The 24,047-nt window shown below is 41.1% G+C and carries 25 protein-coding genes; 5 read left to right on the plus strand and 20 right to left on the minus strand.

The window, feature by feature from the left end; all coding sequences use genetic code 11:
• Positions 1-480: 480 nt before the first annotated feature.
• On the minus strand, positions 481-1,935 hold the full coding sequence (gene gltX / locus ACVRZ8_RS09135) for a glutamate--tRNA ligase (protein ID WP_447449018.1): 1,455 nt from the start codon (positions 1,933-1,935) through the stop codon (positions 481-483).
• A gap of 61 nt (positions 1,936-1,996) precedes the next feature.
• Positions 1,997-2,545: a cysteine hydrolase family protein gene (locus ACVRZ8_RS09140; protein WP_447449019.1), complete on the minus strand. Its 549-nt coding sequence runs from the start codon at positions 2,543-2,545 to the stop codon at positions 1,997-1,999.
• 115 nt (positions 2,546-2,660) lie between these two features.
• Between ACVRZ8_RS09140 and ACVRZ8_RS09145 the strand changes: the two genes are divergently transcribed.
• The gene (locus ACVRZ8_RS09145) at positions 2,661-3,053 is read left to right on the plus strand and encodes an Lrp/AsnC family transcriptional regulator (RefSeq protein ID WP_447449020.1); all 393 of its coding nucleotides are present in this window, start codon (positions 2,661-2,663) and stop codon (positions 3,051-3,053) included.
• Positions 3,054-3,143: 90 nt separating this feature from the next.
• Here the strand turns inward: ACVRZ8_RS09145 and ACVRZ8_RS09150 are convergent, their stop codons facing one another.
• Both ACVRZ8_RS09150 and ACVRZ8_RS09155 read right to left on the minus strand, forming a co-directional pair.
• Entirely contained in the window at positions 3,144-3,860 is a 717-nt protein-coding gene (locus tag ACVRZ8_RS09150) for a TIGR00266 family protein (RefSeq protein WP_447449021.1), read from the minus strand.
• 105 nt (positions 3,861-3,965) lie between these two features.
• Positions 3,966-4,469: a beta-class carbonic anhydrase gene (locus ACVRZ8_RS09155; RefSeq protein ID WP_447449022.1), complete on the minus strand. Its 504-nt coding sequence runs from the start codon at positions 4,467-4,469 to the stop codon at positions 3,966-3,968.
• A gap of 205 nt (positions 4,470-4,674) precedes the next feature.
• On the opposite strand from ACVRZ8_RS09155, the gene ACVRZ8_RS09160 reads away from it, so the two are divergent.
• The gene (locus tag ACVRZ8_RS09160) at positions 4,675-6,972 is read left to right on the plus strand and encodes a carbohydrate-binding domain-containing protein (protein WP_447449023.1); all 2,298 of its coding nucleotides are present in this window, start codon (positions 4,675-4,677) and stop codon (positions 6,970-6,972) included.
• A gap of 380 nt (positions 6,973-7,352) precedes the next feature.
• Here the strand turns inward: ACVRZ8_RS09160 and ACVRZ8_RS09165 are convergent, their stop codons facing one another.
• From ACVRZ8_RS09165 to ACVRZ8_RS09220, 12 genes are all read right to left on the minus strand, one after another.
• Positions 7,353-8,420 (minus strand): hypothetical protein, encoded by a 1,068-nt coding sequence (locus tag ACVRZ8_RS09165; protein ID WP_447449024.1) that lies wholly within the window; start codon positions 8,418-8,420, stop codon positions 7,353-7,355.
• Positions 8,411-8,944: a hypothetical protein gene (locus ACVRZ8_RS09170; RefSeq protein WP_447449025.1), complete on the minus strand. Its 534-nt coding sequence runs from the start codon at positions 8,942-8,944 to the stop codon at positions 8,411-8,413. The genes ACVRZ8_RS09165 and ACVRZ8_RS09170 overlap by 10 nt, the downstream gene beginning before the upstream one ends.
• A 65-nt stretch (positions 8,945-9,009) precedes the next feature.
• Positions 9,010-9,258, minus strand: a complete 249-nt coding sequence (locus ACVRZ8_RS09175) for a hypothetical protein (RefSeq protein ID WP_447449026.1) — start codon at positions 9,256-9,258, stop codon at positions 9,010-9,012.
• Positions 9,249-9,794, minus strand: coding sequence for a hypothetical protein (locus tag ACVRZ8_RS09180; RefSeq protein ID WP_447449027.1), 546 nt, complete (start codon positions 9,792-9,794; stop codon positions 9,249-9,251). Before ACVRZ8_RS09180 ends, ACVRZ8_RS09175 begins: the two co-directional genes overlap by 10 nt.
• Complete coding sequence (locus ACVRZ8_RS09185; protein ID WP_447449028.1) at positions 9,785-10,318, minus strand: hypothetical protein; 534 nt, start codon at positions 10,316-10,318, stop codon at positions 9,785-9,787. Before ACVRZ8_RS09185 ends, ACVRZ8_RS09180 begins: the two co-directional genes overlap by 10 nt.
• Before the next feature lie 59 nt (positions 10,319-10,377).
• The gene (locus tag ACVRZ8_RS09190) at positions 10,378-10,626 is read right to left on the minus strand and encodes a hypothetical protein (RefSeq protein WP_447449029.1); all 249 of its coding nucleotides are present in this window, start codon (positions 10,624-10,626) and stop codon (positions 10,378-10,380) included.
• On the minus strand, positions 10,617-11,150 hold the full coding sequence (locus ACVRZ8_RS09195) for a hypothetical protein (RefSeq protein WP_447449031.1): 534 nt from the start codon (positions 11,148-11,150) through the stop codon (positions 10,617-10,619). Before ACVRZ8_RS09195 ends, ACVRZ8_RS09190 begins: the two co-directional genes overlap by 10 nt.
• 151 nt (positions 11,151-11,301) lie before the next feature.
• A complete protein-coding gene (locus tag ACVRZ8_RS09200) occupies positions 11,302-12,177 on the minus strand; it encodes an SHOCT domain-containing protein (RefSeq protein ID WP_447449032.1) in 876 nt (291 codons plus the stop codon).
• A 124-nt stretch (positions 12,178-12,301) separates the two neighbouring features.
• Positions 12,302-13,669: a DNA repair protein RadA gene (gene radA, locus ACVRZ8_RS09205; protein ID WP_447449051.1), complete on the minus strand. Its 1,368-nt coding sequence runs from the start codon at positions 13,667-13,669 to the stop codon at positions 12,302-12,304.
• Between the two features lie 179 nt (positions 13,670-13,848).
• Positions 13,849-14,322 carry an isochorismatase family protein gene (locus tag ACVRZ8_RS09210; protein ID WP_447449033.1) on the minus strand — a complete coding sequence of 158 codons (474 nt, stop codon included), beginning with the start codon at positions 14,320-14,322 and terminating at the stop codon, positions 13,849-13,851.
• Positions 14,319-14,765, minus strand: coding sequence for a dUTP diphosphatase (locus ACVRZ8_RS09215; protein WP_447449034.1), 447 nt, complete (start codon positions 14,763-14,765; stop codon positions 14,319-14,321). The genes ACVRZ8_RS09210 and ACVRZ8_RS09215 overlap by 4 nt, the downstream gene beginning before the upstream one ends.
• A 23-nt stretch (positions 14,766-14,788) precedes the next feature.
• A complete protein-coding gene (locus ACVRZ8_RS09220) occupies positions 14,789-15,157 on the minus strand; it encodes a YbaN family protein (RefSeq protein ID WP_447449035.1) in 369 nt (122 codons plus the stop codon).
• 120 nt (positions 15,158-15,277) lie between these two features.
• Here ACVRZ8_RS09220 and ACVRZ8_RS09225 point away from each other — a divergent pair, with 120 nt between their 5' ends.
• Complete coding sequence (locus tag ACVRZ8_RS09225; protein ID WP_447449036.1) at positions 15,278-16,069, plus strand: formate/nitrite transporter family protein; 792 nt, start codon at positions 15,278-15,280, stop codon at positions 16,067-16,069.
• 679 nt (positions 16,070-16,748) lie between these two features.
• On the opposite strand, the gene ACVRZ8_RS09230 is transcribed toward ACVRZ8_RS09225, so the two are convergent.
• On the minus strand, positions 16,749-18,512 hold the full coding sequence (locus ACVRZ8_RS09230; protein ID WP_447449037.1) for an ABC transporter ATP-binding protein: 1,764 nt from the start codon (positions 18,510-18,512) through the stop codon (positions 16,749-16,751).
• Between the two features lie 201 nt (positions 18,513-18,713).
• Positions 18,714-20,420, minus strand: a complete 1,707-nt coding sequence (locus ACVRZ8_RS09235) for an ABC transporter ATP-binding protein (protein ID WP_447449038.1) — start codon at positions 20,418-20,420, stop codon at positions 18,714-18,716.
• 298 nt (positions 20,421-20,718) lie between these two features.
• Here ACVRZ8_RS09235 and ACVRZ8_RS09240 point away from each other — a divergent pair, with 298 nt between their 5' ends.
• Positions 20,719-21,747, plus strand: coding sequence for an NAD(P)H-dependent glycerol-3-phosphate dehydrogenase (locus tag ACVRZ8_RS09240; RefSeq protein ID WP_447449052.1), 1,029 nt, complete (start codon positions 20,719-20,721; stop codon positions 21,745-21,747).
• A gap of 1 nt (position 21,748) precedes the next feature.
• Complete coding sequence (galU, locus tag ACVRZ8_RS09245; RefSeq protein WP_447449039.1) at positions 21,749-22,660, plus strand: UTP--glucose-1-phosphate uridylyltransferase GalU; 912 nt, start codon at positions 21,749-21,751, stop codon at positions 22,658-22,660.
• A gap of 27 nt (positions 22,661-22,687) precedes the next feature.
• Here the strand turns inward: galU and ACVRZ8_RS09250 are convergent, their stop codons facing one another.
• Both ACVRZ8_RS09250 and ACVRZ8_RS09255 read right to left on the minus strand, forming a co-directional pair.
• On the minus strand, positions 22,688-23,368 hold the full coding sequence (locus ACVRZ8_RS09250) for a rhomboid family intramembrane serine protease (RefSeq protein ID WP_447449040.1): 681 nt from the start codon (positions 23,366-23,368) through the stop codon (positions 22,688-22,690).
• Positions 23,359-23,889 (minus strand): 5-formyltetrahydrofolate cyclo-ligase, encoded by a 531-nt coding sequence (locus ACVRZ8_RS09255; RefSeq protein ID WP_447449041.1) that lies wholly within the window; start codon positions 23,887-23,889, stop codon positions 23,359-23,361. Before ACVRZ8_RS09255 ends, ACVRZ8_RS09250 begins: the two co-directional genes overlap by 10 nt.
• Between the last annotated feature and the right edge of the window lie 158 nt (positions 23,890-24,047).

The raw sequence follows: 24,047 nt of genomic DNA on the forward strand, positions 1-24,047 counted from the left end.
GGCTTTCGAAACTTCAAAAACTTTAAAACTAAAATTCTTATCGCTTTGAACATGCAAAGAGAGAGAACCAATCTGATTCTCTCTCGTGCTTAGTTATAAGTCACCCACTACAGTTGACAAAGAGCCACTAAAAGGACTCAGTTCTATGCAATACAGAACTAAATCCTTTCACTAATAGTTTTTGTCTAATTTTTAGGGAATCGTACAAAGTCCCCAACCCCTTGTATTTTACTGTTTTACTTGTAAAACGCAGTAGCAGGTTAAATCTCCTTATCTCTTGCTGCGCAAATGACAGCAGTTATCTTAGCCAACTGTGCAAAAGATGGGATAATCTTTATCCAGCAGATGATTTTTACCCAAGCCTCAAACTAAGAGGCTAAGGAACAGCAAATACTTCGAATGACCAATTCGCTTTTTTTGCTTTTAGGCTCATGAAGAAAATATTCTCTGGATATTTTCTTTGTTCCACTCTCTTTAGTTTTATAATTGCTTAAGCATATTCTCAATATGTGCAATTGATTTCTCGCGGCCAAGTAGATAAATAGTATCAGGAAGTTCTGGTCCATGCATTTCGCCCGAAACAGCGATACGAATTGGCATAAAGAGGTTCTTTCCTTTGATGCCAGTTTCTTTTTGAACGGCTTTGATTTGCGGGAAGATGTTTTCAGATTTGAAATCATCGTCAGACATAGCTTCTAACTTAGCTTTAAAGGCTTCCAGAACGGTTGGTACAGTTTCACCAGCCATGAATTCTTTTTCTTGATCTGTTAATGCCGGAAACTCTTCAAAGAAGAGGTCTGTCAATGGCACAATTTCATCAACTGACTTCATTTGAGGCTTGTAAAGTTCAACTAATTTTTCAGCCTTATTCGTCAAGCGGCTCGCAGCTTCTAAATAAGGTTTGGCCATTTCAAAGACGGTATCAAAGTCCGCGTTTTTAATGTATTCGTTGCTCATCCAGTCCAGTTTCTTTTGGTCAAAAGCTGCCGGCGACTTGCTGAGACGATTTTCATCAAAGAGCTCAACCAATTCTTCACGTGAAAAGATTTCATCTTCACCACCAGGATTCCAGCCGAGCAGAGCAATAAAATTAAAGACTGCTTCCGACATGTAGCCTTTCTTGCGGTAATCCTCGATAAACTGCAACGTATTGGTATCACGCTTGGACAATTTTTTTCCTGTTTCAGAGTTGATGATAAGGGTCATATGACCAAATGCTGGCGCCTCCCAGCCAAGGGCTTCATAAACCATGAGCTGCTTGGGCGTATTGGCAATGTGGTCATCTCCACGGATAACGTGGGAAATTTGCATATCATGGTCATCAATAACAACGGCAAAGTTGTAAGTTGGGTATCCGTCTTTTTTCTGGATAACCCAATCACCACCAATGTTGCTACCTTCAAACTCGATATCGCCCTTAACCATGTCCGTCCACTTGTAGATACCGGCTTCGTTGACTTTCAAGCGAACCGTCGGTACAATCCCAGCCGCTTCACGTTCTGCAATATAAGCCTCTTTCTCCTCCTCACTCATACCAAGAAATTCATTGATGTAGCGCGGTGTTTCACCTGCTGCTTCTTGGCGTTCACGCTCCGCTGCTAATTCCTCTTCAGTAATGTATGATTTGTAAGCCTTGCCTTCTGCGAGCAGTTGATCAATGTATTTTTGATAAAGATCCAGACGTTCAGACTGCCGATAGTTTTCATGGGTTTCCGGACTTTCATCCCAGTCAATCCCCAGCCAACGCAGATTATCTAACTGCGAACGCTCCCCATCCTCAACATGACGCTTGCGGTCAGTATCTTCAATACGAATAATAAATGTTCCGCCATAATGGCGCGCATAGAGATAATTAAAGAGCGCTGTCCGCGCATTTCCGATGTGTAAGAGTCCCGTTGGACTTGGTGCATAACGCACACGAATAGGTTGTGACATGTATTTCTCCTATGATATTGTTAAACAGTAACATTATAACACAAATCCTTCTGCCAACAAGTTAAATATGGATCAACAAAAATTCAGCTGTCGTTTTAACTTGCGAAAAATTTTGCAGTGCGCTAATAAAGCTCTTTTGTACAGCTTCAGCACCAACTATTTGACCCTGATAATCAAGAGCTTTTGTTGCTGTTGCATCTTGAATGAGTATAGGCTGATAACCTTTTTCCTTGGCAGCTCTTGTTGTTGAATCTATACACATATGCGTCATCATACCAGTAATAACCAGCTGTTCAATCTCCCAATCTTTTAAAATCTCCTCCAGATTTGTCCCTATAAAGCTATTTGGATAGGACTTTGAAATAATAATAGAGTTAGAATCTAAGGATAAATTTGAATGCAAACGAGCACCTTCACTGTTTTTAGCAAAGAAATCTGCTTGCTTGTCATTCTTAACATGCTGAATATAAATAATCAGTTGATTTGTTTCCAAAAAACAAGATTCTAATTGGTTAATATTGGCCAGCGCAGTATCCGGATTGACTAACTCGCACTTTCCGCCTTTAAAATAATCATTTTGCACATCTATTACTAACAATGCCTGTTTCATGTGAGAACTCCTTTTTTGATGATATAATGAGTATAATACTTCGCTGATTAAATAAACATAGGCCAATGAAAAAAGAACGGACTGTTTATTTTCATCTTGAAAGGAATCTTTTATTATGGATCAGATTGATCAACAAATTTTAAACAGTTTAAAAAGTAATAGCCGTCTTACTAACAAGGAGATTGGAAAGGCTGTCCATTTAACTGGTCAAGCCGTGGGCAATAGAATTATCAAGCTACAAGAAGAAGGTCTCATAAGTGGCTTTTCTGTTAATGTTCATTATCCAAATCAGCAATTTATTATGGTTTATATGGATAGCAATCAATTTCAGACATTTGAGGTATTTATAAACAGCTGTCCTGAAATTGATGAATTTTATAAAGTCGCTGGGCGCGCCTGTTATTTATTAAAAAGCCATTTTTCAGATGAGGATCTTAAATTATTTCTGGAAGAATTGGCCAAATGGGGACGTTATAATATCGAGTCTATTTTAAAACGTCTAAAATAGCTGACTGCTCAATGCCATTTATTTTCTTATTCGTTAAAAACACTTGCTACCTGTATAAGATAGCAAGTGTTTTTTTACAATAATTGTTAATTAGCTGCTGCTGCCAGTTGTAATATACTGCTGAAGGGCACCAGCAAATTGCTGCAGATTTAAACTTTGAATGTAAATTTCTCCATAACCTGCAAAAGTATTAACAATTCCTTCGCCTGTTCCAATAGACTGTAAAAAGCCATTTTCCAAATGGATTTCATAATTGAGGTCACGGCTCCAAGCAACAACATGTGCATTGTCAATCGTAATAGACTGACCTATCAGTTCAATCCTTTTAATAGAACCAAAACTGTTAGCCAGCAAGGTGCCTTGGCCTTCTGTTGTCATGACAAACAGGCCTCCTTGACCTCCGAAAAAAGCACGTCCCAATGATTGGCGCTCCATTTTATAAGAAGCTGAACCATCCATTGCCAAAAAGGCGCCATCATTAAGACGATATTGCTTTTCACCAAGCTCTAGGGCAATAACTTGTCCCGGTGAAGAAGGTGCCAAGGCCAATCTTCCGTCAGGAGCATTAGAAACTGCCTGAGTGATAAACATCGACTCTCCCGATGTCATAGAGCGTCCAATAGCACCAACGAGTTTTCCTAAACCGCTGCCGCGACCATTGAGTGCTGTATTGAGACTAACACTCGGTGTATGATAAACCATACTCCCCTGTTGGATATAGGCCGATTCTCCTGTTTCAAGAGCAATTTCCACTAAGGGAAACTGCATATTACTGTCAATAGCAAAATTCATACGATTATCAGGCATGCGCAACCTCCTATGTATTATCTAGATGATAAAAATATTGTAATCTTCTTAAATTAGACTGTCAAGTAAGCGCTGTACATAGCTGCAAATTGGTATTTGTGAAATTTATTTTTTTAGAGAAACTTCTGTCAGACGCCCCGTATCAACATCATAGACAGCACCGCTGATGACAATATCCTTGGGAATAAGCGGACTATTCTTGAGCAGCTTCATATCATGACAAACAGAATCTTCAACATCCGTGAAAGGCAAAAAATCTTGATTCCCAACATCAACATGAAGGTTCTGTTTGAGCTGCGCTGCAAATTCTTCATTGGTAAAGGTCTGAGCTCCGCAGTCCGTGTGGTGAATGACCACGATTTCACGCGTTCCTAATTGCTGTTGGGAAATAACCAAGGAGCGAATAATATCTTCTGTCACACGACCGCCTGCATTTCTTAAAATATGAGCATCACCAAGGTTCAAGCCCAAGGCTGGTGCAACATGAAGACGAGAATCCATACAAGTAATGATAGTCACACGAGTTTTAGGTTTAATTGGCAGATGAGCCGTCCCATGCAAATCAACATAGGCTCTATTGGCTTGAAGATATTTTTCAAAATAAGACATAAAGACTCCTATCTAATAATAACCCTTTTTTCTGAGTTCCTCTATCTTACCAAAAATGAACTTGCTTGTCTTTTTTAAGCTGTTAGCAAAATAAGGTGTTTTTAAGCTTAATATTATTTTAATAATAAAAAGTATTTTTTAGGAATAGTTTAAGTCTGATTGACTAAACTGATGCCCATAAATTTTAGAAAGAATAGGTAATCACATGAATAAAAAACATATTTTCAATCGCTCTGCTTTGGCAAAAGTCACAGGACATGAGGTAAAACGCAAATCCAAGCAGGGGTTGGCAACAGGGGTTGCCTTAGCAGGGGCAATTACCCTCTTAGGGGCAGGACAAGTTGTTTTGGCTGATGAAACGACTGAAGCAAACAGTAGTGTAACTGATGGCACAGCAGATACTGTAGCTGATAATACAGCAAGCAGTGCCCAGATAGATACGGCAGAAACGGTTATTTCTGAAAACAGCCAAGCGGTCACAAGCAGTGAAAATGTTGAAAGCACAGCAACATCTACAGCAGAGAGTTCTGAAATAGCAAATAACACGACTGACATAAACTCAGCCAGCAAACAGGCAACTGACCAGACCAGCGAAACTGCAAATAGTGAGATAGCCAGCAGTGAAAATAGCTCTGCTATTTCTCAAAGTAAGCAGACCAGTGAGGCAACAGTAACAGAGACAGCTGCAGACGAGGCCGCAAGCATTAATTTTGACAGTGATGGGGTAACGACAAGCTCGTCAGCTGTCACGGTTGAGGGAACAACTCTTACCATCACATCAGCTGGAACCTATACCATTACAGGAACAGCCAGTGGCTACAGCATCACAGTAGCTGATGATGTAGCTGACGCAGTAACACTCAACCTTGATGCGGCTAATCTAAGTGAATCTAATCTTTATGCGTCGGGTGATTTGCACATCAACCTTCTATCAGATAGCACAATTTCATCATCTTTGACTAATACTATTGAGACAGGAGGGGCACTCTATATTTCAAGCAAAAATAGAAGTACTTTGACTATTACAAGTACAGCTGTACATGCTATTAAAGCAGGCAGTGTAACTGCCGATAACATAAACTTATCCTTGACTTCTGCCGCCAAGGACGGTATTCATGCAACTTCCAGCGTAAGCATTTATAATTCTAATGTGACTATATCGGCTGAAGATGATGGCATCCAAGTAGAAGACGATATAGATGTCAATTCGGCTGATTTGACCATTACAGATTCGACAGTGATAATCACAGCAACCGATAAAGGAATGACAGCGGGGGATGAAGTTACCGTTCAGGGTTCTTCTAACGTGACTATTACTTCTGGCGATGAGGGGATTGAAGCTCGCTATGTCAATCTAACAGGCGGAAGTGTAACTATCGATGCTGGTGATGATGGAATCAATGCAACTGAATGGACAAGCAAAGATGATGCCAATCTCTCAAACCTAACTAACACAACAGCAGATATTGAAAATGATGTAGCAATTAATATTGCAGGCGCAGCAGTTCATGTGCTTGCTGCCGGTGACGGTTTAGATTCTAATGGTAATGTGTTCATATCCAGCGGCTCTCTCTATGTAACCCAAACGAGTGTTGATAATTCTGCTCTTGACTATGATGGTACAGGCATTATTTCTGGCGGGACAGTCTGGGCTATTGGAAATCAAGGTATGGCGCAAGCTTTTACGACAGGATCCAGTCAGCCTTATATTATGGCAAATATTTCCGGCTCCGCTGGCGATACCATTACAGTAACCGACTCAAAAGGCAATGTCATTGCGGCAGCAACTGCAGAGGCCGATTTTGGCAATGTTATCTTTTCAGCGGAAACCCTAACTTCTGGTACAAACTATATCATCAGTCTTTCAAATGGCTCTAGCACAACAGCAACTGCAACTGAAGAAACGACAGCAACTGCTTTTGGTGGTTTCGGTGGACAAATGAAACCCCAAGATGAGATGACACTGCCAACTGACGATTCTACTCCGCCGACACTTCCAAATGGAACAGTTCCAACATTCTCAAGTGGAACAAGTACTGTCACTTCTGAAAATGGCAGTGCTTTGGATAATACATTGACCAGATCAAGTAACAGCACAGCTGTCAATAGCCAAACAGCTGAAAGGCAAGCTTTCGAAATGAATCAATCAACAAGTGCTTCTCAATCAAGCCAATCGAAAACTTCAAGCTCTGAGACAAGTACTTCTGGGCAGTCAGATCCTAAAACAGCTTCAGAAACTGCCCATAGCCAGCAAACTTCTCTTTCATTTTCTAATACACAATTAGAAAATACAGCTGATTACAAGATGCCCAAGCAGCAAGCAGGCGATAAAAACAGAGCAGTTTCAAGGGAAACCACTAACGAAAAGATCTCAAATCAGCCAAACCAAACAAAAACGATAAATCAGAGAACAACTTCAGCCAGTAAGACAACAACTTCTTTCTGGATTCCCTTGTTGACCAAATGGTATCAAGCCTTGGTAGACTTCTTATCTGGTAAATAATAAAAAAGACTCCATAATATCTGTAGTGGATAAAACCACTTTAGGGTATTATGTTTTTTTGAATATACAAAAAAACATATGACTTATAATGAAAGTAATCGTTATAAGTCATATGGAATATCTTTTAATACCATAGATTCAATCGGATTGAAAGATAGAAACATCACTATCTCAGCTACCATTCACCACTCTACCCATATTGAAAATAAAATATAAGTTAAGCTGAATAAACTGTCTACTTCCTGTCCTCATTGTCAGAGAAGTATAATTCCAAAGGATATTTATTTATACGTAATCTTCTAGGTTTCAACCTTCTGCGGGTGTTGCACAACAATCATGGCTGTCTGTTCCAATCCTTGATTTCAGGGTTTTCCGCCACCCTAATCGCGGCCATCATCTCCTCTGTCATCACGACCGCCGCCTCGGCCTCGACCTCGCCTTGTAGCCTCTACTACCTCAGGACGCGTTCGCTTAACCTCTCGCAATTGTTCCTTCGATGTCCTCTTTTCCCCTGCTGATATGGCAGAGGCCGTCCCTAATCTGCGACCTTCTTTGGATAAGTGCTGACGCTCAGAGGAAGCAAAAGGACCATATACTCCTTCATAAGCAGCCAGATAGCTCTCTGCACTCTGACCCCCTTGACTTGCCTTAACCTCTGATACACGCTGAACCTGCTCCTGTGTCATGCCCGAACAAAAGCTTCCTTTGAGAAAGTATTTATCAATAGCCAAGTCGTTTTCTCTAATATTAGGAAAGCCTGGATCATGATCCTTCCATGGTACTTTGGGAAATGGACTTCCTTCCACTGTTTTGACCTGCCCATAGGCAATCTGACCTCGACCGCCATCAATATAGGTCAAATTTTTCCCTGCATCACTGTAAACCGTGGCATGCTCGTTCAGATAGGCCAAATCACTAGCAGTGATATCGCCATTCTTGACCGCCATCTGACTGCCCCAATCCATGAAATTGGTCACCTTCTCAACATGGTAGTCTGCTGCAACCTTGGCAACCGCTGGACCAGACTGACTGAAACCAGACATATTGGAAACACGGCCCTGGTAAGGTGCAATCTTAGCCATCGTTTCTTCATAAAAACGCTTGACCGTCTCATACTGCTTGGTCAAATGTCCTTGCTTCAAACCGAAAACACCGCTAGCGTCAATGGCGTTTATGGTGGACTTCATAGCTGTTGGCTGAAGCCCCTCCTTTACATAGAGCTGGGTTCCTGCTACAACAATGGCGGTACTTTGGTAGTTGGGGTTTTCCCCTTTCATATTTTCAACCGGAACAACTGCAACGGCTTGGGTGACATCGTTGAGACGGTGCTTAATCTGATAGTAATCATCTCGCCCATCTTCAGTTCTAAACACCTTACCATCAGTTAATTTTACAAGCTTTTTTACTTGTCTTTGAATCTCTTGAATCTGTTCATCAGTTAATGCCATCCCCAGTACTCTCCTCTTCTAATTTCCAGATTATAAATAATTTCAGCCTGAGGACTGCCTAACGAATCTTTTTCAATCCCTTTAATTTGACCATGCTCAACCAAAAGTTCAATATTTTCATCTACGCTGCTATGCTTGGATAATTTGGCTTCATCAGGCAGATGATCACACTTGGACACATTGATTTCTTCACCCGAATTAGAGCGTGATAAATAAATAAAATCATTGCCATAAACATCTATATCAAGAGTAGAAATTCCACTTAACAATCCATATGATGGTGGAATAAAGTTTCCAATTTCCTTACCAAATACTACACGATGACCATCATTATCATAAATAACAGGTACAACATCAAGAGTTAACATCGTAAACCGTCCATCACCGTCTATAAAGATAGGCGAGAATTCAATCTTACTGACTCCGGAGTAATGTTCCTTGATGTAAAAGGCGATTTGTTCTTCCAAAAGCTGGAAGGCATGGCGGTACAGCTGGTAAATGCGATCTTGTGAGTTCTGTTTCATAGTAATTCCTTTCCTGTTGACCATACGTTACGAAGGCCAGTATATTTCATAAATTGCAGTAAGTTTTAAGTGTAAATTGTGGCAGGTTCTTTTAAGTAGGTTACAACAATGGCAGTGTTTTGGTAGTTGGGGTTTGAACCAAGTTCATTATCAACCGGAACAACAGCAATGACTTGAGTGACGTCGTTGAGGTTATGGATCATTTGATAAAATTTATCTTTACCGACTATTTCAATAACTTCGTTTGTATTACCTGCCACTTTTTCTTTTATAATTTCTTGAAGATCCTGCATTTGTTCGTCTGTTAATGCCATTTCCAGTGTTCCCCTCTTCTAATTTCCAGATTATAAATAATTTCAGCCTGAGGACTGCCTAATACATCCTTTTCAACCCCTTTAATTTGACCATCCTCAACTAATAATCTAATATTCCTATCAATAGAACTATGACTTGATAATTTGGCTTCATCAGGTAGATGATCATATTTCGACACATTAATTTCTTCACCTGTTGCAGAACTTAATAAATAAATGAAATCATTGCCATAAACATCTATATCAAGGGTAGAAATCCCTCCTGACAAGCCATAGGAACCTGGATGAAATTTCCCAATTTTTCGACTAAATAATGCCCGATTGCCATCATTATCATAAATGACTGGTACAACATTTAGGGTTAAAATCGTAAATCGACCATCCCCATCTATAAAGATAGGCGAGAATTCAATCTTGCTGACTCCGGAGTAATGTTCCTTGATGTAAATAGCGATTTGTTCTTCCAAAAGCTGGAAGGCATGGCGGTAAAGCTGGTAAAGGCGGTCTTGTCCTTTGTCTTTCATCTTCAATCCCATTCCCAATACTCTCCCCTTTGAATTTCTAGATTGTAAATAATTTCAGCCTGAGGACTGCCTAATACATCCTTTTCAACCCCTTTAATTTGACCATCCTCAACTAATAATCTAATATTCCTATCAATAGAACTATGACTTGATAATTTGGCTTCATCAGGTAGATGATCATATTTCGACACATTAATTTCTTCACCTGTTGCAGAACTCGACAAACGGATAGCATCATTGCCAAAACCATCAAATCGCAGAGTTGATATCCCGCCTCGTAGACCATAAGAACCTGGGTGAAAATTCTCAATTTTTCGACTAAATAATGCTCGATTTCCATCATTATCATAAATGACCGGTACAACTTTCAAAGTTAACATCGTAAACTGACCATCACCATCTATAAAGATAGGCGAGAATTCAATCTTGCTGACTCCGGAGTAATGCTCCTTGATGTAAATAGCGATTTGTTCCTCCAAAAGCTGGAAGGCATGGCGGTAAAGCTGGTAAAGGCGGTCGTTTGGGGCTTGGTTCATCTTAAATCCTCTCTTATTATCTGTTATTAAAGTCAGTATACCACCAATTACAGTGAGTCTTAAGTGTAAACTATGGCAGGTTCTTTTAAGTAGGTTACAACAATGGCGGTGTTTTGGTAGTTGGGGGTTGAACCAAGTTCATCAGCAACCGGAACAACAGCAATGGCTTGGGTGACGTCGTTGAGGCTATGAGGAATTTGGTAGAATTGATTATCTTTTCTAGAGAAAAATACCTTGCCAGTCGCATCTTTAGATCTTTTCTTAACAAGTCCCTGTAAATTTTGAATTTTCTCATCACTTAATGCCATTTTGTAAAATCCCCTTGTTTTATCTCTAGATTATATGTGATGACAGCCTCTGGACTCCCATTAATATCTTTGTGAACTGATTGTAATTGTCCATCTTGGACAAGAGCTTCAATATTCGCATCAGTACAAACATCCTCAGACAATTTAGCTTCATCGGGTAGGTGATCGTATTTAGATACATTGATTTCTTCACCCGAATTAGAGTGTGATAAATAAATAAAATCATTACCATAAACATCTATATCAAGTGAATCTATCCCACTCAATAATCCATAAGAATCATAAATAACATTACCGATTTCCCCACCTAATATTGCCCGATTGCCATCATTATCGTAAATGACTGGTACAACATCTATACTAAACATCGTAAATCGTCCATCCCCATCTATAAAGATAGGCGAGAATTCAATCTTACTGACTCCGGAGTAATGTTCCTTGATGTAAAAGGCGATTTGTTCTTCCAAAAGCTGGAAGGCATGGCGGTAAAGCTGGTAAATGCGATCTTGTGAGTTCTGTTTCATGTTAGAGCCTCTCTTTATTATCATTCGTTATTAAGGCCAGTATATCACCCCAATGGAGTCTTGATGAATGATTTTTCAAAAGATATAAAAATAAGAGAGCAAGACTCTTTGATTCTCTTAAAATCATGATTGAGTCTTGTTCTCTTTTAAATTATTGCCCTAAAATTTTCGCCTTCTGAGCTTGGAACTCATCTTCGGTCAAAATACCGGCATCTTTAAGTCCTTGCAGTTTCATCAGTTCATCAGTAACAGTTGCCCTATTAGAAGATGACTGCTGCTGTGATTGGAATTGATTTTGCGCCATTTGACGGTTAGCTTCCTGATTACTGGCCATCATATGCATCATCATCTCACTGTTCTGGCGCTGTGACTGGCTGCTATTGGTAGAAATAGAAATAATGAGAATAACCAACCAACCTAGGATTGTCCAGGCAAAAAATAGATTTAGAAAGAAAATCAACCATTTATAAGGACTTTTATTAACCAAAGCTGGGATGTAATAAATCAGATTGGCTATCAGACTGATTAGCAAGACAGTAATAATCAAACCAAAGGTAAGTCCACTGTAACCAGAATAACTGTAAGATGATTCCAGATGCAGCCCATAAATGAACATACAAATGAAAAATGTTGGAATCATCCCAATACACAGCATGATAATGTTCGTCTTTGTATAATTATTTTGTTTTTTCCACATAGCCTGAATGTTATCACCAGCCTGCTGAATAGTCTGATTGGCTTGATTGGCAAATTGTGTGAACTGTTCGTTAGTAGTTGCTCCCTGCTGTACCTGTTGTTGATAAGACTGCGAAGAATTACTATTTGCTTGTGTAAATTGTGATTGCTCACTCGCCTTACTTGTCTGCTGACTATTGGCTTGCGCTTGCTGCGTATAACTCTCAGATGTTTCTGAGACCTTAGCCTCCGTAGAAAATTCTCCGCGTTTTGCAGCCTCTGCCATTTCTGGAATACTAGGTTCACGGCCATTTACTGCTTTAAAATAATCAAGCCACTCTTGCTGATTCATGTTATATACCCCTCCAAATTTCTTAATAAACCCATTATAGCAGGTCACATTATGACAAGCAATATTTTCTAAGAAAATATTAGAATAAATTAAAAAATGTCAATCAAGTTTTTTTATGATTGCTTTAATTATCAGAGAATACCTCTTTTAAAACCTCACCCACCGTCGCAACACCCATAACAGCGATGCCATTGGGAACTTCAATACCCTGCAGAGCATTTTTAGGGGCATAAACTTTGGTGAAGCCTAGCTTCGCAGCTTCATTGATACGCTGCTCGATACGATTAACCCGACGGACTTCGCCGGTCAGACCAATTTCACCGATAAAGGCTTCCTGCGGATTGGTCGGTTTTTCTTTGTAGCTGGAAGCAATGGCTACCGCGACCGCCAAGTCAATGGCTGGTTCATCCAGTTTGACGCCGCCGGCTGATTTGAGGTAGGCATCCTGATTTTGCAGCAAAAGCCCGCAGCGTTTCTCCAAAACTGCCATAATCAGGCTGACACGATTAAAGTCTAGGCCTGTGGCTGTGCGCTTGGCATTGCCAAAAACGGTCGGCGTCACTAAGGCCTGCACCTCTGCCAGAATAGGCCGGGTCCCCTCCATGGTCACAACGACTGCTGAGCCTGTTGCACCATCAAGACGTTCCTCCAGAAAGACTTGACTGGGATTGATAACCTCAGCCAGCCCGCCTGAACGCATCTCAAAAATCCCGATTTCATTGGTCGAACCAAAGCGGTTTTTGACTGCCCGCAGGATACGAAAGGTATGGTGGCGCTCTCCTTCAAAGTAAAGCACTGTATCCACCATATGCTCCAGCATGCGCGGTCCCGCTAAGGTGCCTTCTTTGGTCACATGACCAACGATAAAGGTGGCGATACTGTTGGTCTTAGCTAACTGCATGAGCTCTGCGGTCACCTCACGCACCTGCGAAACCGAACCCTGAACACTGGAGATTTCAGGATTCATAATGGTTTGAATCGAGTCAATAATTAAAAAATCAGGTTGAATTTTTTCAATCTCCGCACGAATACTCTGCATATTGGTTTCTGCATAGAGATAAAACTCATTATCAATATCACCTAGGCGCTCACTGCGCAGTTTAATCTGCTGAGCCGATTCTTCTCCGGAAACATAAAGAACAGTCCCCTTATCAGCCAGCTGGGTCGAAACCTGCAGGAGCAGGGTTGACTTTCCGATACCAGGATCCCCACCGATGAGCACCAGACTGCCCGGTACCACACCGCCGCCAAGGACACGGTTAAATTCGTCCATATCGGTTTTGGTGCGGTTATAGTTAATAGAATCCACATCCTTGATTTTGACAGGCTTGCTTTTTTCACCGGTCAAGCTGACGCGAGCATTCTTAACCTCTTCAACTGCAATTTCTTCAACAAAAGAAGACCAGGACGAACAATTAGGACAACGTCCCAAATATTTGGGCGAATTGTAGCCGCATTCCTGACAGACAAAGGTTGATTTTTTCTTAGCGATGATTGTTCTCCTTTTATAAATTTATTAGATAACTATTTTTCTTCTGCTGAACAAACAGACACATAAGTATGTTCTAATCTTATAAGCACCATCATTTTATACTGCCTGTGCTTATCCAAAACAACTAGAAAATGTACACGTAATTCTTGTATCTATCATGGTTTGTTATTTATTTCTAATCATCCATCTAGTTCACTTTTCATTTCTACTTGACAGACGTCCCAGTGCTGCAGCGTCCTTTGAAATTTCTTTTTATTGAGAACACCGATTGCAGCCAAATCAGCGCTGACCTGATAACCTTCACGCACCGCTGCCAATACAGAGCCATTGACACAGCCGTTGCCATCAACGCCGATAAATTCTAAGCTTTTTGCTCCGCTGTTTTTCAGAAAATCCTTTAAAGTCGGATTAGTCAAGCAGGAGGCGCGCCGCTTTTCAAAGATATAATCAGACACTACCGATAAACCCTGAGCAAAAGTTTTGGGCTTAGAGTTCAGTTCCCAGAAAAAGCGATTGACCACATACAGCACGCGTTCTGCAGGGTAGCTGGCAATTTTAGCGTTCACTGCTGCCAGCAAGGAAGCAGGATAACCTTTTTTCTCCCCAACATAGTCTGTTTGCATATCAATAACCAGTAAATAGTCTGCTGTCATTTCCCTGTACTTCCAAATCCGCCTGTCCGTGCACCGCTAGCTTCATCACCATCAGCAACCAAAAATGGCACAAAAACCCCTTGAACAATGCGCTCGCCTGCTTCAAGGACGACCATTTCATCTGTGATATTTTTCATTTGGGCAAAGATATGGCCTTCGTTTGCAGGATTATCGTAATAATCTCCATCAATAACACCGACCGAGTTAATCAGCACCAAGCCTTTCTTGCGGGGGTTGGACGAACGATCGTAAAGATAGAGAACCTCGCCTGGCTGCATGTAAGCCTTGACCCCTGTTGGCACCAGCACAATTTCGCCCGCTGGAATCTCTGTTCGCTTCGCTGCTTTCAAATCATAACCCGCTGCGTGAGCCGTCTCTCTTTTTGGCAGCAAGGTCTGGTCTGTGTAAGCTGAGATAAGTTCAAATCCACGAATTTTAGTCATAAAATACCTCGTTTTTATATAGTCTAGTCTTCTGGTTTATTCGGAATTTTCCAGATAATGTAGTAAGTAATAAAAAGTGTCAACAGTCCTAAGCCGATTTTTACAGGCAATAGCGGAGCAAAAAAGATGGAAATTCCCATGAGTACATAGATTTGCAGGAGAATCCATTTTTTACGTTTTTTGGCAATAGCCTTAGTCTCTGCATAATCCGCAACATAAAACCGGTAAACCTTGGTTTTGCGCAGCCATTGATCAAAACCCTCCGAAGAAGCTGCAAAACAAGAGCCAGACAAAAGGAGAAAGGGGGTGGTCGGCAAAATAGGCAGAAGAACTCCTATCAAACCAAGAGCCAGACTCACAAAGCCAGCTAAAAGCAAACTAAATTTCTTCATAGGCTTATTTTACCATGCCGGCCTTAAAATGAACAAGCAGGAAAAACACTGTGAAACCCCTTTCAATATTTTCTTATTTATGATATACTTTTTGAAAATAAGTGAACAAGGAGAGCCCCTATGAATCCCTTCCAAGAAAAAATTGGTGCGGCTTGCAGTAAAAAGGAAGCCCTTTTTGATGAAAGCCTCTCTCGCTATGCCCTGCGTTCTATGTTTGCTGGCGCTTTTCTAACCATGAGTACCGCTGTCGGAGTCGTAGGAGCTGATATTATTGCGGGGCAGTTTCCTGCATTAGCACGCTTTGTTTTTGCCTTTATTTTTGCCTTTGGTTTGGCCTATGTCCTCTTTTTTAATGGCGAGCTGGCAACATCGAATATGATGTACTTAACAGCTGGTGCTTATTACAAGCAAATTTCTTGGTCAAAAGCAGTGCTGATTTTAGTTTATTGTACTTTCTTTAACTTTGTCGGCGCAAGTATTCTGGCTTATCTTTTCAACCAGTCTTTTTCCTACGATCATCTTCAAGATACTAGTTTTCTTGTCACAGCTGTTGAAACTAAATTAGCCAAAACTGACTGGCAAAATTTCATCGAAGGTATTACTGCCAACATGTTCGTCAATGTTGCTATCCTCGCTTATCTTTTGGTGAAGGAAGAAGCTGCTAAAATTCCGCTTGTTGTTTCTGCCATTTTCATGTTTGTTTTTCTTGTCAATGAACACTTAATAGCAAACTTCGCTTCGTTTATGCTGGCAGCTTTCAGCGACATTCAAGGAATTAAAGGACTGGATGTCTTTAATGTTCTGCGTCAGTGGGTTGTCGTCTTTTTTGGTAACTGGATTGGCGGAGGCCTCTTTATCGGTATCGCCTATGCCTGGCTCAATCAAACCAAAACGAAACATATTGAACAATAACTAAAAATAATCTCTTGGAAAAAACATTCTGAGAGATTTTTTGGGACAAATACTATTATCATTGTGGCAAATCCAATACAGCATTCCCGCAGGCAAAAAATGATGGTAAAACAATGGAGCTGCTATAGCCCGTCCTTAGCATGATAAGAAAAACTCAGCCAATAACAGCAGTATTTAAATAGGCAGGAACCAAGGGAACAGTTACCTTGTAAATCTGAGCAATAAGCTAGTCTAGAATAAGCAGTTCGCGATTTCAAGAATAGTATACGCCCTCTTACTCATCATAAAAAACTCTTTTCATTTCAAGTCTTATTGACTTATAGAAAGAGAGTGGGGCAGAAATTAGTAGTTTCGTAGAAACTTGATTTCTCATCAAGCTCTAGTTTTTAGTTGCTGACCTAAAACAGCCCAGTGGACTTTTTTGACACTTGCTTTGCAAGTTTTATTTCCCGATTAAAAAGGTCTCCCAAACCTTTTCAACCCACCTCCACACAGCTCAACTAGTCAGGAATTGTCTAGTTGAGGTTGGAAATAAAGTCAAGTGAAACTTGACATCAAAAAGGACCCTAAAAGCTGATTTATCAATGTATTAGAGCCCACTCAACCACTGCATCTTATCATTATGACTATATAAACAAACGAAGCTGAGCACTTTCGTCCCAGCTTCAAGTTTTTTTATTTATTCAAAAACAAATTGATTGTGGTAAAGTTCAGCATAAAAGCCTTTTTGTTTGAGAAGTTCAAAATGATTGCCCTGCTCTAACACTTTGCCATCTTTGAGAACGATAATCTCATCTGCATTAAGAATCGTTTTGAGACGGTGAGCAATAACAAAGCTAGTGCGTCCCGCAACAACGGCCTCCATAGCACGCTGAATCTTACTTTCTGTCACGGTATCAACATTTGACGTTGCTTCGTCCAAAATCAAGACCTGCGGATCTGTTAAGAGTGTCCGTGCAATCGAAATGAGCTGCTTTTGACCTGTCGAAAAGATATTCTCATCATCCGTCACATAGGTGTCATACCCCTCAGGCAAGCTCATGATAAAGTCATGGATATGTGTAGCACGCGCGGCCGTTTCTACCATTTCTTGAGAAAGTTCGTCATTGCCAAAGCGGATATTTTCCGCAATCGTTCCAGAAAAGAGCACCGACTCCTGTAGCACGATTCCGACATTGCCACGCAAACTGTCAAGGTCATAATCACGAATATCACGGCCATCAAATGCAATAGCTCCTGCATCCACATCGTAAAAACGATTGATGAGATTCATGATGGTAGTTTTACCAGATCCTGTCGGCCCAACAACAGCAATCATTTTACCTTTAGGGGCTGAAATACTTACATTTTGAAGCACCTTTTGGGCAGGAAGGTAGCCAAAAGTAATGTCCTTAATTTCAACACCTTCTTTGAGTTCTGTAAACTTAGGAGCATCTTTCGGACGAACTTCTTCTTTTTCATCAAGCATTTCCTGAATACGCTCAGCTCCTGTAAATGCCAGCTGAAGTTCTCCCCAGCTTGCTGCAATTTGCATGATGGGCTGGTAGTATTGCTGTGAAAACTGGACAAAGGTCACGACCAGACCAAGTGCCGCTGCAGTCGGCATGGACTTGTCATTTAAAAGAATAGCAGAGCCTGCAAAGATGACAATAGCTGTATTGATAAGACTCATTCCATTCATGATAGGAAAAAGCAGACCTGAGAAGAGACGACCCTTAAAAGTGGCCTTGCGAACACGGTTATTACGTTCAATAAAACCGTCAATAGCATCTTTTTGTAAACCTTGAACGATAATCGCCTTTTGGCCTGAAATTTTTTCGTCCATATAAGCATTAAGACTGCCAACCTCCTCTTGCTGGAGATCGGTGTACTTGCGAGCCGTACGAACAATAACTGTTAAAATCAGTAAAGCTATCGGTGTGGTTGCCATTGTCACCCAAGCTAGACGCACATCTTGCACAAACATGACAATAACAAGTCCAATGTAGAGAATTACATTTTGAACAACAGAGGCTAACGATTGATTAAGAGAGTTTTGAATATTATCCAAATCCGAGGTGAAACGAGACAGAATATCCCCGTCTTGATGGCGATCAAAGAAAGCTACAGTCAGCCGTCCCAGTTTTCCAAAGAGACCCTTTCGCATACGATGAGTTGAGAAAGCCACAATCCGTGAGAAAAGCAGAGTGTAGACAGCCATTGAAACGGCTGTAAATAGGTAAGCTAAGAACAGCTTAGCCATGATAGACCAGAAATTAGAGAGATCTGTCTGACCCGTCTTGGCAAATTGACTGGCAACCGTTGACAGTTCAGCGATAGCCTGTCCCATATAGACAGGAGCCATAACTTGTAAGAAGGTCGATAGGATGATCGAAAGCACAATGACAAACATTGCTATTTTATGTTTTTTTAAATAAAACCAGAAAAAACGAGCTGTTTTCATAATAAGTTCATCTGTCGGAAGAATCCGTGAGTAAGCCTCACACGGCTAGTTAATAATTATAGTCTTTTAGGTTGCTTTTAGCACAAGGCAGCAAACTGCAGGCTGTACTGGAGTACGGCAAAGTGAGCTAACGAAGTAATAAAAGATAAACTAAAAGAGTATACTGCCGGTATTTCCAACCTTAGAACGTAGCTATACGTCCTAAGCCTCCTTTCCTTTTTGCGTTTCATAGATTTCACGATAGACATCGTTGTTTGCAACAAGTTCTTTGTGAGTGCCCTGTCCGATGAGACGGCCTTCATCAAGCACCAAAATCTTATCTGCCTTAACAACTGAAGAAATCTTCTGAGCAATGATAATGGTAGTCGTATCTTTGAGATCGTGGTTGAGGGCTTCTTGTACCAGCTTTTCAGATTTGGCATCAAGCGCCGAAGTTGAATCGTCCAAAACGAGAATTTTAGGATTGCCGATAACCCCGCGTGCGATAGACATGCGTTGCTTTTGACCGCCTGAAAAGTTGTTTCCGCGCTCTTCCACATGACTCTGGTAAGACTCATCCATACGATCGATAAATTCCTTGGCTTGAGCAATCGTAGCCGCACGCTCAAGCGCAAATTGATCAGCGTCAGCTTTTCCTTGACGGAGATTATCTGCGATTGTTCCTGAAAAGAGGATAGCCTTTTGCAGAACAATTGAAACTGTTCGACGCATCGTTTCTTGACTGAGATTGCGAAGATCACGGCCGCCAATCTTGACAGCACCTTCCTGAGGATCAAAAAGCCGCGGAATTAACTGCGCCAGCGTTGATTTCCCAGCACCAGTAGCCCCAACTACACCGACCATCTCACCTGCCTGTACTTCAAAACTAATATCTTTAAGCATGGCTTCATCGTCATTAGGATAAGTAAAGGTCACATGATCAAAGACCAGACTGCCTTCTAAATCTTCAACCTCATTGGTCGCAAAGGTCATGGCCGGCTCAGCCGCAAGTATTTCCTGAATACGGCGAAGGGAAATGAAAGCACGGCTGATTTGCATCCCCATAAAACTAACCATCACAAGCGCAAACATAATCTGCATGAGATAAGTCACAAATGACGTGATCGAATCAATAGCTGAACTGTCTGTCTCGACGAGGGTCGAAACAAACCAGATAGCTACATAAATGGCCATAAAGGCGATAAAGGTAAGAACAGGCTGCATGATGGCAAAGCCATTGCCAATATAAAGATTTAAGCCAAAAAGTTCATCTGATATATCACGGAATTTGGCATACTGCTGACGCTCTTGAACAAACGATTTAACCACACGAACGCCGCGCAAATTTTCTTTGGCAACAGCATTCATTTTATCCATCAGCTCTTGGAAACGTCCAAACTTAGCTGACATAGCTCCTGTGATTCCAAAAGAAATCCCTCCAAACAAGACAACCATTGCCACGATGACCCACCAGAGGCTGGGCAGGGTTTGGACGGCAAAGATGAAAGCTCCTATGAAAAGCAGAGGCAAACGAATCAGGACTTGAAAAGTCATCATGATAAGATTTTGAATCTGATTGACATCATTGGTCATACGTACAACGAGATTCCCTGCGTTAAATTCTTCAATATTAGCATAAGAAAAAGTCTGAATCTTCTTGAAGGTTTCTTCACGAATATCCGCTGAAACACCCTGTGCGATATAAGCTGAAACGATCGTATTGATCCCTCCGCAAAGCAGCCCAATACCAGCAATGACGAGCAGTAAAATCCCGACCGAATAGATTTGCTCTTGATTGTTGTGACGCACCGCATTTAACACATTGGTTAAATAACGAGGCTGCAAAAGCATGCTGGCGACATAAGCTGAGACCAGAATGACTGATAGCAAAGCTTGCCATTTATAGGGTTTAAGAACTCTAAAAAGCATATTTCCTCCCAAGCGTAAGAAAAGCCCCAACACGCACCTGCAGGGCCTCTTATTAATACATTTAATTGTTTTCTATTATAATCAAAAAATTTTAGAAAGTCAAACAAATTAGCTCAATTAGCTTCTTTACAGACGGCAAAAATAAGACAAGAAAGCCCTTCCTATGTTATAATGTGAGAGCATAAGTTATCTGCCTTCAAACAGCAGATAGCTTGAGATTGGCCTTAGGGCTACTACTATGAAAGGAATCGTGCAGACTTTCGATTATAAAGCAGATCTGCCATTTATTAGTTATAACATGGAAAAACAAAAAATTGCTGTTTTGGGCCCCGGTTCATGGGGAACCGCTTTAGCTCAAGTCCTAAACGATAATGGTCACGACGTTCGTATCTGGGGGAATATCCCCGAGCAAATTGATGAAATCAACGAAAAACACACTAATACACGTTATTTCAAAGATGCGATTTTGGATGAGAATATCAAGGCCTACAAAGATTTAGCAGAAGCTCTTGACAGTGTGGATGCTGTGCTCTTTGTTGTTCCGACCAAAGTTACGCGCCTCGTAGCGAAACAAGTTGCAGAAACTCTCAATCACAAGGCGACTGTTATGCATGCTTCTAAGGGACTAGAGCCTGTTACCCACGAACGCCTATCTACCATCTTGGAAGAAGAGATTCCTGCTGATTTGCGCAGTGACATTGTAGTCGTTTCTGGTCCCAGCCATGCTGAGGAGACCATTGTCCGCGACATTACCCTTATTACTGCTGCCTCTAAGGATATTGAAGCAGCAAAATATGTGCAGAACGTTTTTAGCAACAACTACTTCCGTCTTTATACCAATACTGACGTCGTTGGGGTGGAAACCGCTGGCGCTTTAAAAAATATTATCGCGGTCGGAGCGGGAGCTCTTCATGGTATGGGGTATGGAGACAACGCTAAAGCTGCTATTATCACACGCGGACTGGCCGAAATTACACGTCTAGGGGTGAAAATGGGGGCAGATCCATTAACCTACAGCGGTTTATCTGGTGTCGGGGATCTCATCGTTACTGGGACATCTGTTCATTCTCGGAATTGGCGAGCTGGAGATGCTCTGGGGCGCGGTGAAAAATTGGAAGATGTTGAACGCAATATGGGCATGGTCATTGAAGGGATTTCAACAACTAAGGTTGCCTATGAAATTTCTCAGGAATTAGATGTTTACATGCCTATTACCACTGCCATCTACCGTGTTATCTATGAAGGGGCAGATATTAAGACTGCCATTTTAGAGATGATGTCAACAGAATTCAAATCTGAAAACGAATGGGATAAAAAGGAGAATTAGTATGAAACATACCAAAGTGAGAAAGGCTGTTATTCCCGCAGCAGGATTAGGAACACGTTTTTTGCCAGCAACCAAGGCTCTAGCCAAAGAGATGCTGCCAATTGTTGATAAACCAACCATCCAATTTATTGTTGAAGAAGCCCTTAAATCAGGTATTGAAGATATCTTAGTGGTTACAGGAAAATCAAAACGCTCTATCGAAGACCATTTTGACTCAAACTTTGAGCTGGAGTACAACCTAGAACAAAAGGGTAAAACGGATCTTCTCAAATTAGTTAACGATACGACAGCTATCAACCTTCATTTCATTCGTCAAAGCCATCCGCGCGGACTTGGCGACGCTGTTCTCCAAGCCAAGGCTTTTGTGGGCAATGAACCATTTGTAGTTATGCTGGGCGATGATTTGATGGATATTACCAATGACAATGCCGTGCCTCTGACCAAACAGCTCATGAATGATTATGAGCACACTCATGCCTCTACTATTGCTGTTATGCCTGTGCCTCATGAAGAGGTTTCTGCATACGGAGTTATCGCACCTCAAGGTGATGGAGAAGCAGGTCTTTACAGCGTTGAAACCTTTGTCGAAAAACCAGATCCAGAAGATGCCCCAAGCGACTTAGCTATTATCGGGCGTTACCTGCTGACACCTGAAATTTTCGCTATTTTGGAAAAACAGGAGCCCGGAGCTGGCAATGAGATTCAGCTAACTGATGCCATTGATACACTGAATAAAACGCAGCGTGTCTTTGCTCGTGAGTTTACTGGCGAACGCTACGATGTCGGAGATAAGTTCGGTTTTATGAAAACTTCTATTGACTATGCTCTCAAGCATCCTCAAATCAAAGACATCCTTAAACAGCATATTATTGAACTGGGGCGTGAACTCTCTGGTGAGCTCAAAGAAGACTAAAAAAATCTCGGATACCCGAGATTTTTTTTATTGAAGAACATAAACATAAACCAATACTGCAGCCAATAAAGCAATATAAGCAGCAAAAGCAGTTGCTTGCCAGATCTTTGAAAAAGTATTGGATTCTACTTGATTAGGAATAAATACTGCTGCCAGAGCGCCACCGACTAAACCGCCCAGATGTCCTACAATTCCAACACCCGGAGTAATGAGGTTAAACAGTAAATTGAGAATGATCAAAGCCGCATAGGAGCGTCCTAATTGTTTTAAATAAGGATTTCGTCCAAAATAACCCAACACGACAATAGCCGCAAATAAGCCAAACAAAGAAGTAGATGCTCCTGCTGCAACCGCATCTGGTGTCAACAAAAGTGTGAAGGCATTTCCCATAATTCCTGACAACAGGTAAAAAATGAAAAATCGCAGTGAGCCAAAAATTTGCTCTGCCATTTGTCCCAGAAAATAAAGCGTGATAATATTGAACAGAAAATGCTGCAGGCCAATATGAATAAAAATGGGAGTCACCAGACGCCAAAGACTGCTAGGAACATGCTGAACATAGTTTCCCCACATGGCTCCTATTTTAAAAAGATTAATGGGAGAAGTTGCATTAAAGCCAAAAAGAAAATATTGGCTGATAAATACAAAAGCTGTCACTCCTACCAAAAAAACGGTCACAGGGGTCTTACGCCAATTTGTTACTTGCATTGCACTACCTCCTTAACAGCTATATCATACTCATCTGGCAAAAAGTCCTGCCGCTGACAAGCATAAATAGTGCTGACAGTTGCTCCTTTATAATCTGTTAAATAGCGGTCATAATAACCTGCCCCGTAGCCAATACGATAACCAGCCGCATTAAAAGCCAGACCAGGTACATGAATCAGGTCAATCTTAGACTTGTCCACAGCCTGACTGCTCATTGGCTCCAACAAACCAAATCGGGTTTCCATAAGATCATTTTCATCATAATCCACAAAAATCATCTGTCCTTTAGGATAGGTTTTGGGCACCACAATTCGTTTTCCGTCTCGTCTGGCCTGTTCAATCAACAGCTGCGTATCGTATTCATGCGAAAAGGCTAAATAGGTTGCCAGCGTTCTGGCTTTTTTGTAACATGGCAGAGCTGTCAATGCAGCAAGCAGCCGCAAATCTGTTATTTTTTTCCTTTCAGAAGGCTGTGCTTTAAGCTGCGCTAAGACCTGCTGTCGAATATCTGATTTTGTCATAAAGATATAATAGCAAAAATTTTCTAAAAAAGCAGTAACAGAAGCACTAAGGTGCCCGAAAACAATTAAACATATCACCGCATTTTCTAAAATCAACAAAGTTTCTCGGCCATACAAAAAAACCGTCCCATACAAACGGAGCGGTTTTCATCATGTTA

The sequence above is a fragment of the Streptococcus dentiloxodontae genome (genome assembly GCF_053206925.1).